The sequence below is a fragment of the Bacteroides sp. 1001136B_160425_E2 genome (genome assembly GCF_015559655.1).
Classification (GTDB): domain Bacteria; phylum Bacteroidota; class Bacteroidia; order Bacteroidales; family Bacteroidaceae; genus Bacteroides; species Bacteroides luhongzhouii.
Genome location: NZ_JADMQH010000022.1, coordinates 68,080 through 84,374 on the forward strand (window position 1 = coordinate 68,080; position 16,295 = coordinate 84,374).

General features: G+C 41.1%; 11 protein-coding genes. 4 read left to right on the forward strand and 7 right to left on the reverse strand.

Going from position 1 to position 16,295, the window contains the following annotated elements; all coding sequences use genetic code 11:
• Position 1: 1 nt before the first annotated feature.
• Both I2I04_RS19465 and I2I04_RS19470 read right to left on the reverse strand, forming a co-directional pair.
• Complete coding sequence (locus I2I04_RS19465; RefSeq protein WP_195655723.1) at positions 2-907, reverse strand: rhomboid family protein; 906 nt, start codon at positions 905-907, stop codon at positions 2-4.
• Entirely contained in the window at positions 888-1,565 is a 678-nt protein-coding gene (locus I2I04_RS19470) for a rhomboid family intramembrane serine protease (RefSeq protein WP_143259311.1), read from the reverse strand. The genes I2I04_RS19465 and I2I04_RS19470 overlap by 20 nt, the downstream gene beginning before the upstream one ends.
• A gap of 221 nt (positions 1,566-1,786) precedes the next feature.
• Here I2I04_RS19470 and I2I04_RS19475 point away from each other — a divergent pair, with 221 nt between their 5' ends.
• Positions 1,787-2,059, forward strand: coding sequence for an HU family DNA-binding protein (locus I2I04_RS19475; RefSeq protein ID WP_004296482.1), 273 nt, complete (start codon positions 1,787-1,789; stop codon positions 2,057-2,059).
• An 83-nt stretch (positions 2,060-2,142) separates the two neighbouring features.
• Positions 2,143-3,960, forward strand: coding sequence for an arginine--tRNA ligase (gene argS / locus I2I04_RS19480; protein ID WP_143259281.1), 1,818 nt, complete (start codon positions 2,143-2,145; stop codon positions 3,958-3,960).
• Positions 3,961-4,397: 437 nt separating this feature from the next.
• Here argS and I2I04_RS19485 read toward each other — a convergent pair whose 3' ends face one another.
• On the reverse strand, positions 4,398-6,482 hold the full coding sequence (locus I2I04_RS19485; protein ID WP_195655724.1) for an LruC domain-containing protein: 2,085 nt from the start codon (positions 6,480-6,482) through the stop codon (positions 4,398-4,400).
• Positions 6,483-6,562: 80 nt separating this feature from the next.
• On the reverse strand, positions 6,563-8,908 hold the full coding sequence (topA, locus tag I2I04_RS19490) for a type I DNA topoisomerase (RefSeq protein ID WP_195655725.1): 2,346 nt from the start codon (positions 8,906-8,908) through the stop codon (positions 6,563-6,565).
• 339 nt (positions 8,909-9,247) lie between these two features.
• On the opposite strand from topA, the gene I2I04_RS19495 reads away from it, so the two are divergent.
• Both I2I04_RS19495 and I2I04_RS19500 read left to right on the forward strand, forming a co-directional pair.
• Positions 9,248-9,853 carry a DsbA family protein gene (locus I2I04_RS19495; protein WP_004323869.1) on the forward strand — a complete coding sequence of 202 codons (606 nt, stop codon included), beginning with the start codon at positions 9,248-9,250 and terminating at the stop codon, positions 9,851-9,853.
• Between the two features lie 58 nt (positions 9,854-9,911).
• Positions 9,912-10,835 (forward strand): Rpn family recombination-promoting nuclease/putative transposase, encoded by a 924-nt coding sequence (locus tag I2I04_RS19500; RefSeq protein ID WP_195655726.1) that lies wholly within the window; start codon positions 9,912-9,914, stop codon positions 10,833-10,835.
• A gap of 102 nt (positions 10,836-10,937) precedes the next feature.
• Here the strand turns inward: I2I04_RS19500 and I2I04_RS19505 are convergent, their stop codons facing one another.
• The 3 genes from I2I04_RS19505 to I2I04_RS19515 all read right to left on the reverse strand — a co-directional run bounded on the left by I2I04_RS19505 (position 10,938) and on the right by I2I04_RS19515 (position 16,289).
• Positions 10,938-12,659 (reverse strand): TonB-dependent receptor, encoded by a 1,722-nt coding sequence (locus I2I04_RS19505; RefSeq protein ID WP_195655727.1) that lies wholly within the window; start codon positions 12,657-12,659, stop codon positions 10,938-10,940.
• 20 nt (positions 12,660-12,679) lie between these two features.
• Positions 12,680-15,697 carry a tetratricopeptide repeat protein gene (locus I2I04_RS19510; RefSeq protein ID WP_195655728.1) on the reverse strand — a complete coding sequence of 1,006 codons (3,018 nt, stop codon included), beginning with the start codon at positions 15,695-15,697 and terminating at the stop codon, positions 12,680-12,682.
• Positions 15,698-15,767: 70 nt separating this feature from the next.
• Positions 15,768-16,289 carry an NUDIX hydrolase gene (locus I2I04_RS19515; protein ID WP_143259274.1) on the reverse strand — a complete coding sequence of 174 codons (522 nt, stop codon included), beginning with the start codon at positions 16,287-16,289 and terminating at the stop codon, positions 15,768-15,770.
• Between the last annotated feature and the right edge of the window lie 6 nt (positions 16,290-16,295).

The window sequence follows — 16,295 nt, forward strand, 5'->3', positions numbered from 1 at the left end:
TTTATCTTTTGCTTGCGTCGAACAAGCTTTTCTTTTCTTCAGTTGTCAGACTGTCGTAACCGGATTTTTTTAGTTTTTCCAGGATACGGTCCACTTCATCAGACTGTGCTTTTTTGTGGGCATTGTAATCATAATCCTTCTCGCGACCGGTGGCACTATTTCCATAGTGTACTTTCATTTTCGGTTTCCGTTTCCATGTTTTCTTCTGAAACAAGGAGACGAAACCATCCAGAATCCAGTTGATCCAGGAAGTTAAATCAGTTCCTTTATTTAGGCTGGCGGCAAACCAAAGTCCTGCAAGAGCACCGCCCAGGTGGGCGATATGTCCTCCGGCATTACTTGAGGTAATGGATAATACATCGATTCCGATAACAATCAGTGCCAGGTATTTGAGACGGATAGCGCCGAAAAGAAAAAGTTGCACTCTGTAATTAGGCTCACGATAAGCCGTAGCAGCTACGATGGCTAGTACGGAAGCCGACGCTCCTACCAATGTTGAGCCCGCCACTTGCGAACTGAATAAAGGAAATACATTGTAGGCGATCATATACAGTAAACCTCCGCAGATACCTCCCAATACATATAGTCCTCTTAAATGTTTGGCCGAGAAAAAGTAGAGAAACAAACTTCCGAACCAATACAGCCAGAGCATATTGAATAAAATATGCAGGATGCCGGCATGCATAAACATATAAGTAAATAACGACCACGGCTGATGAATAAATCCGATAAGGGATGCCGGTAAGGCAAATATACCGAATATATCGGGTGTACTTACTTCAAAAAGTCGTAAGAAAACGTTAATCAACGTGCCGATCAGAAAGATGCCTACGTTGATATAAATCAGTTGGATGAAAATATTTCCTCTTCTGAATGTCTCCTTTAAATCAGCTATAATATGTCCCATTGTTATTGCTTTTTTTTCTCCAGTACAAAATCAGGATCAATCCGAATAACATTCCTCCCAAGTGAGCAAAGTGAGCGACATTATCTCCGACGCTATTGGCAAGTCCTGACCATAGTTCAATTGCAGCGTATCCTATAACGAAGAACTTCGCTTTGATAGGGAAAGGCAGCGGAAAGATGAACAACCGGTTGTTGGGAAACAGCATACCAAATGCCAGCAAAATGGCGTAAACGGCTCCCGAAGCACCTACGGTGGTCATCATGTTCAGATATTCTTTCATTGGGATAATGCCATAACCTATCAAATTCACTTGTGTATGTTGGCTGAGTTCCATCACATATCGAACATACTGCACTCCTTCCTGGATAAGTCCCGCACCGATACCGCAGAGAATATAGTAGAAGAGGAAACGTTTGGGTCCCCAGGTTTGTTCGAGAATCGGTCCGAACATGAAGACAGCAAACATATTGAAGAAAATGTGGCTGAATCCGCCATGCATAAACATATAAGTGATAAGTTGTGCCGGATTAAAGTCACTTGCGAGGAAAAAATGTAATCCCAGATAATTCGTTAAATCCAGGCCGTAACGTTGGGCTACGATTGTCCCGAAAAATACTAGTACATTGATAATTATCAGGTTTTTAGTTACAGTTGGCATCATTTTAATTTCTGAATATTTAGATAATAGACGCAAAAGTACGAATAAATTCTGTTTTAAAGCATGAAAAACGCTTCCTATTAGCTCTTTTTCAATAATTTGCTGCGTTTTTTTTATGTTTTTATTTGATATGTTGTTTTGTTCGGCTATATTTGTGGAATCAATCCATTGTGGGATAATCTTTTGTGTAACATATATATTAATTAATCATTTTACGTATTATGAATAAGTCTGATCTTATTAGTGCAATGGCTGCTGAAGCTCAAATGAGCAAAGCCGATGCAAAAAAAGCACTTGATGCTTTCATCACTTCAGTTACTAATGCTATGAAAGCTGGTGACAAAGTATCTCTCGTAGGTTTTGGTACTTTCTCTGTAAGCGAAAGAGCTGAAAGAACTGGTATTAACCCTTCTACAAAGGCAACTATTACTATTCCTGCTAAGAAAGTAGCTAAATTTAAAGCTGGTGCTGAATTATCTGCAGCTGTTGAATAAGATAGATAGTTGAAAGAAATTAGGAGAGGAGACGTGATGCGTCTCCTTTTTTTGTATCTTTGCGCGCAAGAAATAACTTGATTATGAAGATAGAAGATAAACTTGTAGCGTCCGTCATCAGCGGACTGAAAGCACTCTACGGTCAGGAAGTCCCTGAAAAGATGGTGCAGATGCAAAAAACGAAGAAAGAATTTGAAGGACATTTGACACTGGTCGTGTTCCCTTTCCTGAAGATGTCAAGAAAAGGACCGGAACAGACGGCACAGGAGATCGGTGAATATCTGAAAGCCAATGAACCGGCTGTAGCTGCCTTTAATGTGATAAAAGGTTTCTTGAACCTGACTATTGCATCGGCTACTTGGATTGAACTGCTCAATGAGATTCAGGCTGACGAACAATATGGTCTGGTAAAAGCTACCGAAACTTCTCCGTTGGTGATGATCGAATATTCTTCTCCGAATACAAACAAACCGCTTCACTTGGGACACGTGCGTAACAACCTTTTGGGTAACGCGTTGGCTAACATTGTGGCAGCAAACGGCAACAAGGTAGTAAAGACTAATATCGTAAACGACCGTGGTATTCATATCTGTAAATCCATGCTGGCATGGAAGAAATATGGGAATGGCGAAACTCCGGAGACTTCCGGAAAGAAAGGCGACCATTTGGTAGGCGATTATTATGTCTCTTTCGATAAACATTATAAAGCGGAACTGGCAGAACTGATGGCTGGATTTACAGCACAGGGAATGAGTGACGATGAGGCTAAGGCGAAAGCCGAGGCAGCATCTCCTTTGATGCAGGAAGCTCGTGAAATGCTGGTGAAGTGGGAAGCCAATGATCCCGAAGTACGTGGATTGTGGGAAATGATGAACAACTGGGTATACGCCGGATTCGACGAAACCTATAAAAAGATGGGCGTCAGCTTCGACAAGATATATTACGAATCCAACACCTACCTCGAAGGAAAAGAGAAGGTGATGGAAGGATTGGAAAAAGGCTTTTTCTTCAAAAAAGAGGATGGTTCTGTATGGGCTGACCTGACTGCCGAAGGACTGGATCACAAATTACTCCTCCGTGGTGACGGTACTTCTGTGTATATGACGCAGGATATCGGTACGGCTAAACTCCGTTTTGCTGATTATCCGATTGATAAGATGATTTATGTAGTGGGTAACGAACAGAATTATCACTTCCAGGTACTTTCTATTTTGCTTGACAAGCTCGGTTTCGAATGGGGCAAGAGCCTGGTCCACTTCTCTTACGGAATGGTGGAACTGCCGGAAGGTAAGATGAAGTCCCGTGAAGGTACTGTGGTGGATGCCGACGACTTGATGGAAGAGATGATTTCCACTGCTAAAGAAACTTCACAAGAACTAGGAAAACTGGATGGTTTGACACAGGAAGAAGCGGATGATATTGCCCGTATCGTTGGTCTGGGAGCATTGAAATATTTCATTCTGAAAGTGGATGCCCGTAAGAACATGACGTTCAATCCGAAAGAATCTATCGATTTTAATGGCAATACGGGGCCATTTATCCAATATACTTATGCGCGTATTCAGTCAGTACTTCGGAAAGCGGCAGAATCGGGTATTGTTGTTCCTGAACAGATTCCGGCTGGTATTGAATTGAGCGAGAAAGAAGAAGGCTTGATTCAGATGGTGGCTGACTTTGCCGCTGTTGTAAAACAAGCCGGTGAAGATTATAGCCCGTCTATTATCGCCAATTATACCTATGATTTGGTGAAAGAATACAATCAATTCTATCACGATTTCAGCATTTTGCGTGAAGAGAATGAGGCGGTGAAAGTATTCCGTATCGCTCTGTCGGCTAATGTAGCCAAAGTTGTTCGTTTGGGAATGAACTTGTTGGGTATTGAGGTACCTTCCAGAATGTAAGACTTTCTCCGAACAAAATATATTTCTGCGGGGTTTCTTTTTATATATAAAAGGAACCCCGTATGTTTTATTCCCCCCATTTATTACTTCAGAAGAGAGAAACGGAAACTGCTACTGTCTCTTCCTACTATGGATTATGGCTGCAATCTGCGACTATACCGCCCCGATGCACGGATTTGCCTTACCTCGCTTAGGTTGTTCGGACAGCGGTTAGGAATGGACTATTGAAGGACATCATTTGGTGGAACGTTGTCAGTAGTTTGTCATCATAGCTTTTGGAGAGACTTTATTGATGACGGGAGATTCTTTGAGCGACACCACAGTTTAAAATAAAACACGGATTATATGGATGATAAAATTTAATTCATATAATCCGTGTTAGTTGCGTTTAAAAAGGTCTTTCGGTTACTTTTCAGACGGCTTACTTTATTGGTTTATTATTTTTGTATATACCAATCTTTATCCTTTGTTCCATTCGATTTAGCCCATGATGTGAATCTTGGATATAGTTCGTCTATTCTTTTGCCTTCGTTCTTGGAATCTTTTAACTTGGTTATTAATTCACGTTCGATTTCATCACTTACAGGCATATTGATAGCAAATGGCATCATGTCTATTGAAACGTAATAGAGTCCTTCTGCCGGTCTGGAAAGATCTTTTCCTGTACCGAAGAGTGATACGTCAGCTTTGTCGGTAGGAGGATAGTTTACCAAATGTACTTCTTTTCCTCTGCCTTCATTCGAACTGATAAAAATAAATGGGTTGTAAGGAGGAACTATTTCCTTTTCGTTTATTCCATCAAGCTGTACTTTTACAGTATATTGCCTTTTAGATTCATCTGCAATGCCTTTGAACACAGTCATGTCGTCAAATAGCAGGATAGTAGGATGAGTCTGTCCGGGTTCTACTCGTTGCCCTGCCATAAAGCTGGAAGTTGGATTATCTTCTGGAGTTATCTTGACGCTCTTGATGTTACTATTGGATAGATTATGGAATTGGTATCCGAATCCATTTCTCAGATAACCTCCACAATGTTCTACAGTAAATTTGTCTTCTATTTCATAAATCCGGTTGTCCAATACCATTCGAGACAGAGTACTGGTATAACGGACTATTATATCATTCATATCATAATCACCTTCTTTCGGCCATAAGTCTTCAAAGGTCAGTGTGCCGGAATAAGTAATGGTATACAGATCTTTATCCCCAGGAACCGTTTCACTTGGGGGGAGTTCCGGTAGATTCGGGTCGGCTGCGTCTTTTTCAGAAGTAGTGATATAGAAGAGTGCGTCGCAATAGTCCATATCAATATTATCCTCAAATCCTATGGCTACAATTTTTCCGGAAGTCTTATCACGGAGAGATACTGTTCTCTGTTGGTTGTCCTTATTAAAGGCTCTGGTAGAATAGCGTGGTCCCATCCCTTTTACGATATCACCGATCTTTTCTGAATTGCCGGTAAGTTTACTTTTGAATCCCATTCCTTGCAGGCACCATCCGATAGTAACACCTTCAGGGAATTTATCCTCATATTTTTCTGTTGTTTCATTCCAATATTTTAGCTTCACAGCTTCACCGCATACTAAAGCGCCTTTCCCTAGTGTCTTGTAGACTGGAGAAACATTTGGAAATGCAATTGTCTTTTTAATTGTGTTTACATCTGGTGTAGTACCTGTTTTATATGTATAATATCCTACTGTATTATACCATGCGGCAGAACTATTAACGAAAACAAGGCTGACTTCGGTCGGTTTTACAATAGGAATGTCCGATGTCATAGCTATTGAACCATCGAAAAATTCCGGATAATTATAGCTGATGTTATGAATTTCATTCTTCCCATCTACTTTGACAGTTTTTTTTCTAAAAACATGTTTGATATTGTAAAGAATATCAGCAGGAGGGATATTTAATCCATCTTCCAAATTGTTAGGTCTCCCGTTTTCGTCCCAGTCAGCTCCGGGAAGAAGATGCCAATCATCAAGATATGTATGTTGGTTAGTCGTTATTCCTCTGGTTTTTGATGCAGCAAGTGCTTGTTTAGCTTTGATATACGCATCTTGGTTGAAGGTAATTCGGTTGCCTTCAATCGTTAACTCTAAGGGAGATACCGTACCCAGATAATCAGAATATAGCCATACCTTTGATATATTAGCTGAAATAGCCATTTCTCCAGAATATTTACCATTTTGATCTGTTGCGCCACGGTAAAGTGGTTCTATATTTTTCTTTTTCCAACTAGTAATAGCATCAGTACTTTCGTCTAATTCGAGTGGATTCTGATCATAAATCTCGAAAAGAATACGATAAGAGCCTGAAAGTCTTGTTTGGTTACCAAAAGTATAATCAATGTCTATGGCAACAGCTTGGTTCATGTCATAGTCAAAGAATTCTTCTTTGGGGATTTTTTTTGTTTCTTCTTCTGAAGAAAGATTTCGTTCATTATCTACGCAGCTACAAAAGGAAGAAATTAAAAGCAAGCCTATAGTCATGCTTTTCAAATGGGATCTTGTTTGTTTCATAAGTTTTTGAAAATAAGTAGAATAAATGGCAAATATATAAAAAATATATATATATCTGCCATCATTCTTATTTTATTTTCTTACTTCTTCTTCGAGAATTTCTTTTTGGGTGCTGGATTCGCTCCTTTTTCGTCTTGAAGCTTGATTAAGTCAAGACAGCTTTTTAACGTTAAATCCTGTGGGACAATATCTTTAGGGATTTTATAATTAGAACCTTTATAGGTAATATAAGGTCCATAGCGTCCGTTCAAAATCTCGAGTTCCGGTTCCTCTTCAAACTTTTTGATGTGGCGTTCCACTTCTTTCTGGCGTTTGTCCAAAATCAGTTGTTCCGCCTCCTCCAGAGTAATTTCCATCGGGTCGAGTCCTTTCGGCAGCGATACATATACCTTATTATGCAGGATATACGGACCGAAACGGCCTACACCGACACTGACTGTCTTTCCTTCATATTCGCCCAATGTACGAGGCAATTTGAATAATTCCAGTGCTTCTTCCAATGTAATGGTTTCCATGGATTGACCTTTCTTCATTTGTGCAAAGCGTGGCTTTTCTTCATCTTCTACAGTACCAATCTGTACAACAGGACCAAAGCGGCCAATCTTAACGGAAACGGTTTTTCCTGTTCCCGGTTCTTCTCCCAAGATGCGTTCGCCTACTTTATGTTCCGTCTTGATAGCCAACGTGCTTTCTACAGACGGGTGGAACTTATCATAGAAATTCTTCATGATAGAAGTCCACTTTACTTCTCCTTCTGCAATTTCGTCAAATTCCTTTTCTACGCTGGCGGTAAAGTTGAAATCCAGAATGTCCGGGAAATACTCGGTCAGGAAATCATTTACTACTGTGCCGATGTCTGTTGGAAGTAACTTTGCCTTTTCTGCACCGGTAATTTCAGTATGATTCTCATCCTTAATCTGATGATCCTTTAATGTCATGACATTAAACTGACGTTCTTCTCCGTCTTTATTACCTTTCTCCACATACTCACGTTGCTGGATGGTAGAGATGGTAGGTGCATACGTGGACGGACGTCCGATACCCAGTTCTTCCAACTTGCGTACAAGACTTGCTTCCGTGTAGCGCGGAGGGCGTTGGGTGAAACGTTCGGTTGCGATGATAGGTCCATGTTCCAACTTCTGACCTTTTTTCAGAGGAGGAAGCAGGTGGCTCTCATCTTCCTGTTCATTGTCGTCATCATAAGATTCACGATATACACGCAAGAAGCCGTCGAACTTAATCACCTCACCAGTAGCTGTAAATACATCATTGCTGCCACTGATTGTTATTGTAGCAGTCGTCTTTTCCAGTTCCGCGTCTGCCATTTGTGAAGCTATGGTGCGTTTCCATATCAAGTCATATAATTTTTTCTCCTGCGCTGTTCCTTCAATGGACTGGTTCTCCATATATGTAGGACGGATGGCCTCGTGAGCTTCTTGTGCGCCCTTGGTCTTTGTCTCGAAATGGCGGGGATGTACGTAGCGGTCGCCCATCATTTTGATGATAGCGTCTTTACTGCCTGTCGTTGCAAATTCCGAGAGGTTGACAGAGTCCGTACGCATGTAAGTGATGAATCCCGATTCGTATAAACGCTGCGCGAGCATCATGGTCTGCGCTACGGTGTATCCCAGCTTGCGTGCGGCTTCCTGTTGCAAAGTAGATGTTGTAAACGGAGCAGGAGGCGTTTTCTTGATCGGGCGGGTGGTAATATCATCGATTGCAAAGCTCGCTCCCTGACAAGCGTCGAGGAAAGCCTTTGCTTCTTTTTTTGTTTTGATACGGCGAGCTAGTTCAGCTTTCATTTCCACCAGTTTCCCATCCGTGTCCGGGACGAGGAATACGGCAGTGACGCGATAAGCAGCTTCCGTTTTGAAAGCATGTATTTCACGTTCACGTTCAACGATCAGACGGACAGCAACTGATTGAACACGTCCGGCAGAGAGTGCCGGTTTCACTTTTCTCCAAAGTACGGGAGAGAGTTCGAAACCTACGATACGGTCCAGAATCCGTCGTGCTTGCTGTGCATTTACGAGGTTGAGGTCAATGTTGCGTGGTTGTTCAATAGCTTTTAAGATAGCACTCTTCGTAATTTCATGAAATACGATTCGTTTTGTGTTTTCCGGTTTTAGTTTCAAGACCTCATACAGATGCCAGGCAATCGCCTCTCCCTCGCGGTCCTCATCGGATGCGAGCCATACGGTTTCTGCCTCTTTAGCTTCTGTCTTCAGTGTGCTAACCAGCGCCTTTTTGTCTGCCGGGATTTCGTAACTGGGTTCAAAATCATTATTTACGTCGATACTGAAATCTTTTTTCTTCAGATCACGTATGTGTCCGTAACTAGAAAGGACTTTGAAATCTTTCCCCAGAAACTTTTCAATCGTTTTTGCTTTTGCCGGAGACTCGACAATGACAAGGTTTTTCTGCATAATTCTTTCTTTTATAATGGCTTGTACCATAATATTCGGGGACAAAAGTAAAAAAAAAGATTCTCCCTACCTTATATTATAAGGAGAATTTAATAAAATCTTAAGATTTACATTTTATTGCAGGAAATAAAATATCAATTGGTATAGGTTAGTTTCTCTATATTCTACGTACATTTGTCTCATTAGTAAGTTAGTTTTCGTTTGACAGTTGTCAAACGAACGCCTGACAACTGTTGAGCTATCGCTTGACAACTGTCAAACGGAAATTGAATAGTAAATTGAATAAATAATATATTGGAAGAGAGAAATTAATCTTTTCCAATGAAAAACTAATAAGTAATGAGTGTTAATTATGACCTTTATGAGACTCCCAACCCTGATAAGAGTGGAGAAGAACTACCACTGCATGCACGTGTCGTTTTGAAAGGCAGTTATACAGCCGAAGAATTTGTAGAACAAGTGACTGCATTTCAGCATATGCCTCATGCGCAAGTGGTAGGTGTCATAGAAGCTATTTCGAAAGAATTGAGACATTTGCTTTTGAAGGGATTTTCCGTTGAATTGGGTGATATTGGTTATTTTACTCTTTCTTTGAATGTGAACAAAGAAGTGACTGATTCAAAAGACTTGCGTTCACCGTCAGTATCTCTTAAAGATATTAATTTGAGAATCAACCGCCAGTTTAAGAAGGATATTGAGACTGAATTGGTATTACAACGTTATCATTCGCCTTTTCGTGTGAAGAATCCTTTAGCAGAAGAAAAGTGTTTGCAGCGATTAAATAAATTCTTGGAAAAGAATCCATGTATTAACCGGCAGGATTATGCCTTACTTGTTGGAAAGACAAAAACACAGGCATTGCAGGATATTAATGCATTTATTGAAAAAGGGATTTTAAAAAAGTATGGAGCGGGACGATCGGTAGTCTATATAAAGGTAGGATGAGCCATTTTATCAGATATATATACTTGATATTAAACATTTTCTGCTTACCTTTGTTTGCATGAAAAAAGAAAATGGGAAAGGAGACGAACCTATGGCCAGTAATTATATTCGTTTCGATTGGGCTATGAAACGCTTATTGCGTAATAAAGCCAATTTTGCAGTTCTTGAAGGTTTCCTGACTACTCTTCTCAATGAAAAGATTGTCATTCAGAAATTGTTGGAAAGTGAAGGTAATCAAGAAGATGAGTTTGATAAGTATAATCGTGTTGATATGCTTGCGGAGAACTCTAAAGGAGAACTTATTCTGATTGAAGTTCAGAATAACAATGAGTATGCTTATTTTCAGCGTATGTTGTTTGGTACTTCTAAATTGGTGACCGAGTACATCAATCGTGGAGAAGGTTATGATAAAGTACGTAAAGTGTATAGCGTCAATATTGTCTATTTTTCATTGGGCAATGGAAAGGATATAGTATATCATGGTAAAACGGAATTCAGAGGGATTCATCAGAATGATGTGCTGGAGTTGACTCCGTTCCAAAAACAGACGTTTAAGGTCGATGCTGTCAGCCAGCTTTATCCTGAATATTATATACTAAAGGTGAATGACTTTAATCAGGTTGCCAAGAGCCCGTTGGAAGAATGGATTGGTTATCTGAATACAGGTGATATTCCTGATAGTGCTACTGCTCCCGGTTTGACGGAGGCCCGTGAACGATTGAAACTTGATAAAATGACGAAAACCGAACTTGAAGCATATTATCGTCATTTGGATAATATTGTAATATTGAAAGATAATATATTAACAGAACGTGCGGAAGGCCGTGCAGAGGGTCGTGCAGAGGGGCGTGCGGAAGGCCGTGCGGAAGGTCGTGTGGAAGAAAAAAAAGAAACAGCACGTAATATGAAGATTTTGAATATTCCTATTAATACTATTTCACAGATAACAGGTCTGTCGGTAGAAGAAATACAAGGCTTATAAATCTATTGGTGGCGGATTTGTAGTGACGACAACAGAATAATTGAAGTTTAAGTTTTTTAAGAAGGGGCGTTTCCATTTCCGGATAACGCCCCTTTCATTAATTTAGAATCGGAAACTCAATCCTCCTAAGAAATTGAATCCTTCCGTAGGATAACCTAAATAATATTGATATTTCTTGTTCAGCAAGTTATGTACTTGAGCATAGACAGATACGCCTTTGAACACATTGTAGCTGGCTCCGATATGCAAATCATTCACTGCAGTCATTTTCGCATACTCTTTTACTTCTTTGCGGCTGATAGATTCATAACCCAGATTTATGTTAAGAGCAGAGATCGGATGAATACGTACATTGAAAGACATTTCACTGACTGGTTTCACAGCCAACAGATATTCCCCTGTTTTGCTGTCCCAATTACGGTAAGTATATTTAGCTGATATTCCGAGGATATCTTTGTAATCGTAACTGATTTCACCTCCAAGGTAAAGATTATCTGTATTATCTTGAGCAAAAGAAAGATAAGAACCTGAATGAATATTACTTGGGTCAAAACCTAAATAAGATAAGTCGTTCTTTAGATTCTGATAACCACCGAACACGTTGAACCAAAGTCCCGGATAAGGGCTTGCTTTGAATCCGATACTACCGTTGATTTGCTCGTAAGTATCATAAGGACGTTGTACATATCCCAAAGTGGCAGTGGTATTTGCCTCCGGCAGTTCACCGTAAGGACAGATACTTTCTAATCTGCGGAAATCATTCAGTTGCTTACCGCCAGTTGCTTTTGCATAAACAATGTAGCTGTCAGAAAAAATATACTGTGCAGTGATATCGGGTGAAATACGGAAAGACTTATCAAATCCGAAAGATAAATCTACATTGGCTCCGATATGCAATTTCCAGTCATCATTATCCAGTTCATAATATGGATTTAAAAGAAGTGTTGTGTAGTTTTTGAAATATTCATCTCCGGTAGAAACATTCTTTGTATATCCGTTGTAGAGAAGATTGTTCATTTCCAAAGCGATAGTTATTAATTGTTGGTCGCCGATAGCTCCCGTGACATCGCCTTTGGTACGTATGATTGTTTCCTTGATACCTGTATTGGTTTCAAATTCATTGAACATGTTATGCTGGCGTTCATACATCAACAGATTTGTTTCTGCATTGAAACGCAGTGGTGCAGTCTCATCAATGAAATGAATGCCCGCATGGAAGTCACCGGATGTGAATTTCTGCTTGCTGTTTACGCTTTCCGGTTGGAAGTTGAAGTTGCTCAATCCGAAGTTTCCGGCAATATTTAAATCCAACTTATCGAATTGATGCGTATAATCCACATTAGCACGTGTGCGGTAGTAGAAAGCATTCCATTTCTCTCCATCTGTGAAGGGAAGAGTTAACTTACCATCCATTCCATCCATTTGGAAACGTACATTCAATTTGTCTTTCTTTGACAGACGGAATAGATAATTGGCAAGAATGTCCAAATTGCCATAATTACCATATCCGGCACGTACATATCCCGGGGTAGTGCCGGGCTGAACTTCTTTTCCGGTATAGGGGCGCATCAGACCTGCCGGAACGGAAGTGGCCGGAAAGAATGTTGTGGCATACTCTACCTCTTTCTTGCTCACTGTCGGTTCTTCTACTTTAGGCAGGACGTTTACTTTCGAAGCGTCCATAATGTCCGGGTTATATTCTTGTTCCACAACGACCGTACGGTTCATTGTTGTATCCTTCGGTTGGGTAGTTTGGGCTTGAAGGCTGGATGGCATTGACATTGCCAATGCGAGTCCCCCTATTATATAATGAGATCGTTTCATATTTTTCTATTTTTTAATTCTCAATTCTCAACTTTCAAATTACGAAGTCTGCTTTCAATCATGCTTTCAATGTCGTCATTGCCTTGGTAATTTTGTTGCAAACTTAACAGATACTGACGTGCGTCCAGATCTTTACCTGTAGCGTGATAAACATCGGATAGAAGGACAAAGCTACGTGCCAGCCAATAAGCATGTGGTGTACTCTGTTCTATATAGTTGAGCAGTTCTTTCTCTGCAGCGGCATACTCTTTTGCGTCGTAGAGTGATTGTGCAACCTGGTATTTCGCTTCGGCACCGTAAGAGTTACGTGTGTCTTTGGTCAGTTCACGATAGTCTTCCATTGCTTTTTTGTCAGCCTTTTGTTTGGTATAGGCTTTAGCACGGTAATAAAGAGCTTCATTTCTCAGCTCCGGACTAAGTTTGGCTTCTGCAAGCAGATCGGTAGCTGCATGGATGGTTTCTATATCATCTCGTAGCAGGAAGGCACAACGCAGAATACCCGTTTCAGCAAGTTGGCGACGCTCTACGTTGGTTGCTTTTTCTTTCAGCATTTTGTAGCTAGCCAATGCTTCAGTCATCTTTTGCTGGTTGAATTGCACTTCAGCACGCAAGATCAGTGCTTCCTCTGCAAACGGATTGTTAGGATATTCCAGCAATTTACCGGAGTGGAGAAGAATCATATCATAATTCTTCTGCTCGTTTCCGATCAGGCAGAGATAATAATGTGCGTTCAGGCTGAAGGCTCCTTCCGGGAAGGTCTGCAGGTATTTGTTGAGGCTTGTCTTGGCTTCTTCCATTCTGCCTCGTGCATAGATCTTTTCTGCGGCGGCATACGTAAGCGAGTCTTGTTCGTTAGCATCGAAACGTATATGCCCCGGCATGGCATTTGCTAAAGCTGCAAATTCATCGATACGGTTGAGGTCCACATAAATAGATTTTAAGTCACGCATGGCAAGGCGGGCTTCTTCACTACCCGGGTATTTTTCAATAACCTGTTTGTAGGCTTCGATCGCTTGATTGTAATCTCCTTTTTGGTAATATAACAACCCGATTTCGGCGGCAGCTTTTCTGCTGACCGGGCTTTCAGGATATTTAGTAAGTAATTCCTTGAAGGAGGTGATGGCTTGATTGTTGTTATCCATCAAAACATAGGAACGCCCTTTCTCATAAATAGCATTTACTGCATAAGGAGAAGCAGGGTACTTTCCTACCAAACGGTTCAGTAAGGTAATCTTACCGGTATAGTCTTTCTGCAGACCGGATACAAGAGCCAGTTGATAGAAAGAATAGTCTCCGGAAGAGGTATTCATCTGCTCGGCTTGCGAATAATAATGTTTGGCCTCTTCAAAGTTACGTACATGCAGGTGGCAGTCACCAATACGATTGTATGCATCGGCAAGTGCGGTTGCATTTTCACCTTTCTCCAGTTGAACGTATTTTTGGAAGTAATTGCTTGCTTGCGTATAATCTTTCCGGTGGAAAGCGATATATCCTAGGTTGTAGTTGGCAAGCGCGTACATTTCGTTATTGGGTTGGGTGGTAAGTTGCAGATAAGCATTGAAATCACGTGTAGCTTCTACCATTCGGTTTAGACGGTAATAGGATTCTCCACACCAATAGTAAGCGTCTGCCTTGGTCTGACGATTGTATTGTCCGATGGCAATGGATTGGTTCAGATATTTCAAAGCTTGTTCAAAGTCAGCGTTAGCGAAAGATTGTGTACCTAATTGGAACAGTATCTTCTGTTTGGCTTCCAATATTTGCGCACTTGGTTTGGCAATCCGGTCGATTGATTTCAAAGCCGCATCGTAGCTACGCGTATTCATGTACACTTCCACCAGGTAACTGCTGACTTTTTCAGCATAAGGAGAAGTCGGAAATTCATTCAGGAATTTCTCGAAGGCAGTAACTGATTCACCGAAAGCGGAGAAAGAAGTCTCATGCAGGCAAAGAGCATAATTGTAGGCTGCCTGTTCTTTGATTTGCATATTGGCATTGGAGGCGGCTGCTTGTTCGAAAGCCATTCGGGCCTTGCTTTTTTCTGCCAGTTGCAGATAAGAGAGCCCCATGTGGAGATATGCATTTTGGGCAAGGGCATCGTTGGCAGTTGTCACCTGCCCTAATGTTTCGGCTGCTTTGGAGTAGACTTTTGTTTGGTAATAGGAGAGACCCAGCATATAAAGGGCGTCGCGGCGGGGAGCCGAACGATCTTTATTCAAGTAATTGTTGAATGCTTCTACGGCTTGGTGATATTGTCCGAAATGGTAATAGGCATCTCCCAGGATGCGGTACATTTCTGCTGCGTGCTCATTGTTCGGATAGGCTGACAGGTAGTTTTGTGCTACAATCTGTGCTTTATCGTAGTTTTTGAGCTGCACATAAATTTCGGCTATATAATAGGGGACGAGAGCTTTGTACTTTGGATCGTCCTGTAAGGGAAGGAAACCTTTCAACGCTTCGGTATAACGCTTTTGCGTATAGCGGATATAAGAGAGGTAGTAATCACAGTCTTTGGCATATTTGGAGCTGTTGGCACGCAACGTTTCAAACCAGATTGCTGCTTCTCGTAGGTTATCGGTTTTCAGATAACAAGTAGCCAGTTGGTAAGTGCAGTCATCTCGTTCTTCATTGCCTAACAAATCAAGGTCGGCAGAGTTGAAAAGCGCCAGTGCCTCGTCATATTTTCCTTCGTAGAAATAGCCGGAGGCTAACAACGAATAAATACGGTTGGCATAAGGAGTGTCAGGATAACGGTCGAGATATTTACGGAGGAGTTCGATACGGTTTTTGTCTTTCAGTTCGTAAGCCGAACTGACCAGCATATACTCTGCGTCCTGAAGAAGGCTGGCTGCGGGCTTTTGTTTTACAAATGCTTTCAGAGCCGGCAAAGCAGCTGCATAATTCTTTTCCTGGAAAAGTTCTTTCCCTTCTTTATAAAGGTTGTCAGCCGAAGTGAACTTATCACCTGTCTGAGCAAATCCTATAATGGGCGTGCAGCAAATGGCCGCACAAATGAGTCTAGTAATTTCTTTTTTCATAATCGGGTGTTTATGCAAAAGTACAGAATGAAAGGGGATATGTTTCTGTAATTTGTTATATTTTAACGAATTATCTTTCGGATAAGAACTTTTTAAGTCCTCGCCGGACAGAATCCAGTCCAAAATCTTCCGGATTAATCTCAGAAAGAGGCAGGAAGAAAGAGTCTGCTACATCATCCATTGCCGAAAAATGGCTCATGTCTTCTACGATGCACAGGAAAAACATGTCGAGTGTATGCACAGGAAAACCCGAGTAGACATAAATATTGGGAAGTGTAAACTGGTAAATAGTTTTTTTTACCTTCAATCCTGTTTCTTCCAGCACTTCACGGGCTACACCTTCTTCACCTGTCTCGTTCATATCTATAAATCCACCGGGAAGGTCAAGAGTCCCTTTAGCCGGGGCTTTAGCACGTCGGCAAACAAGCAGTTCTTTTCTTTCGTTCAAGATGAACGCCACAGTAGCTGCGGAAGGGTTAAAGTAATAGACAAAGCCGCAATCTGTACATTTTTTGGACTTTTCGTTATTTACCTCGAAATGCGGAGAACCACATTTGGGACAATATAGGAATTGAGCTAGAGGATGTTTCATAATCGT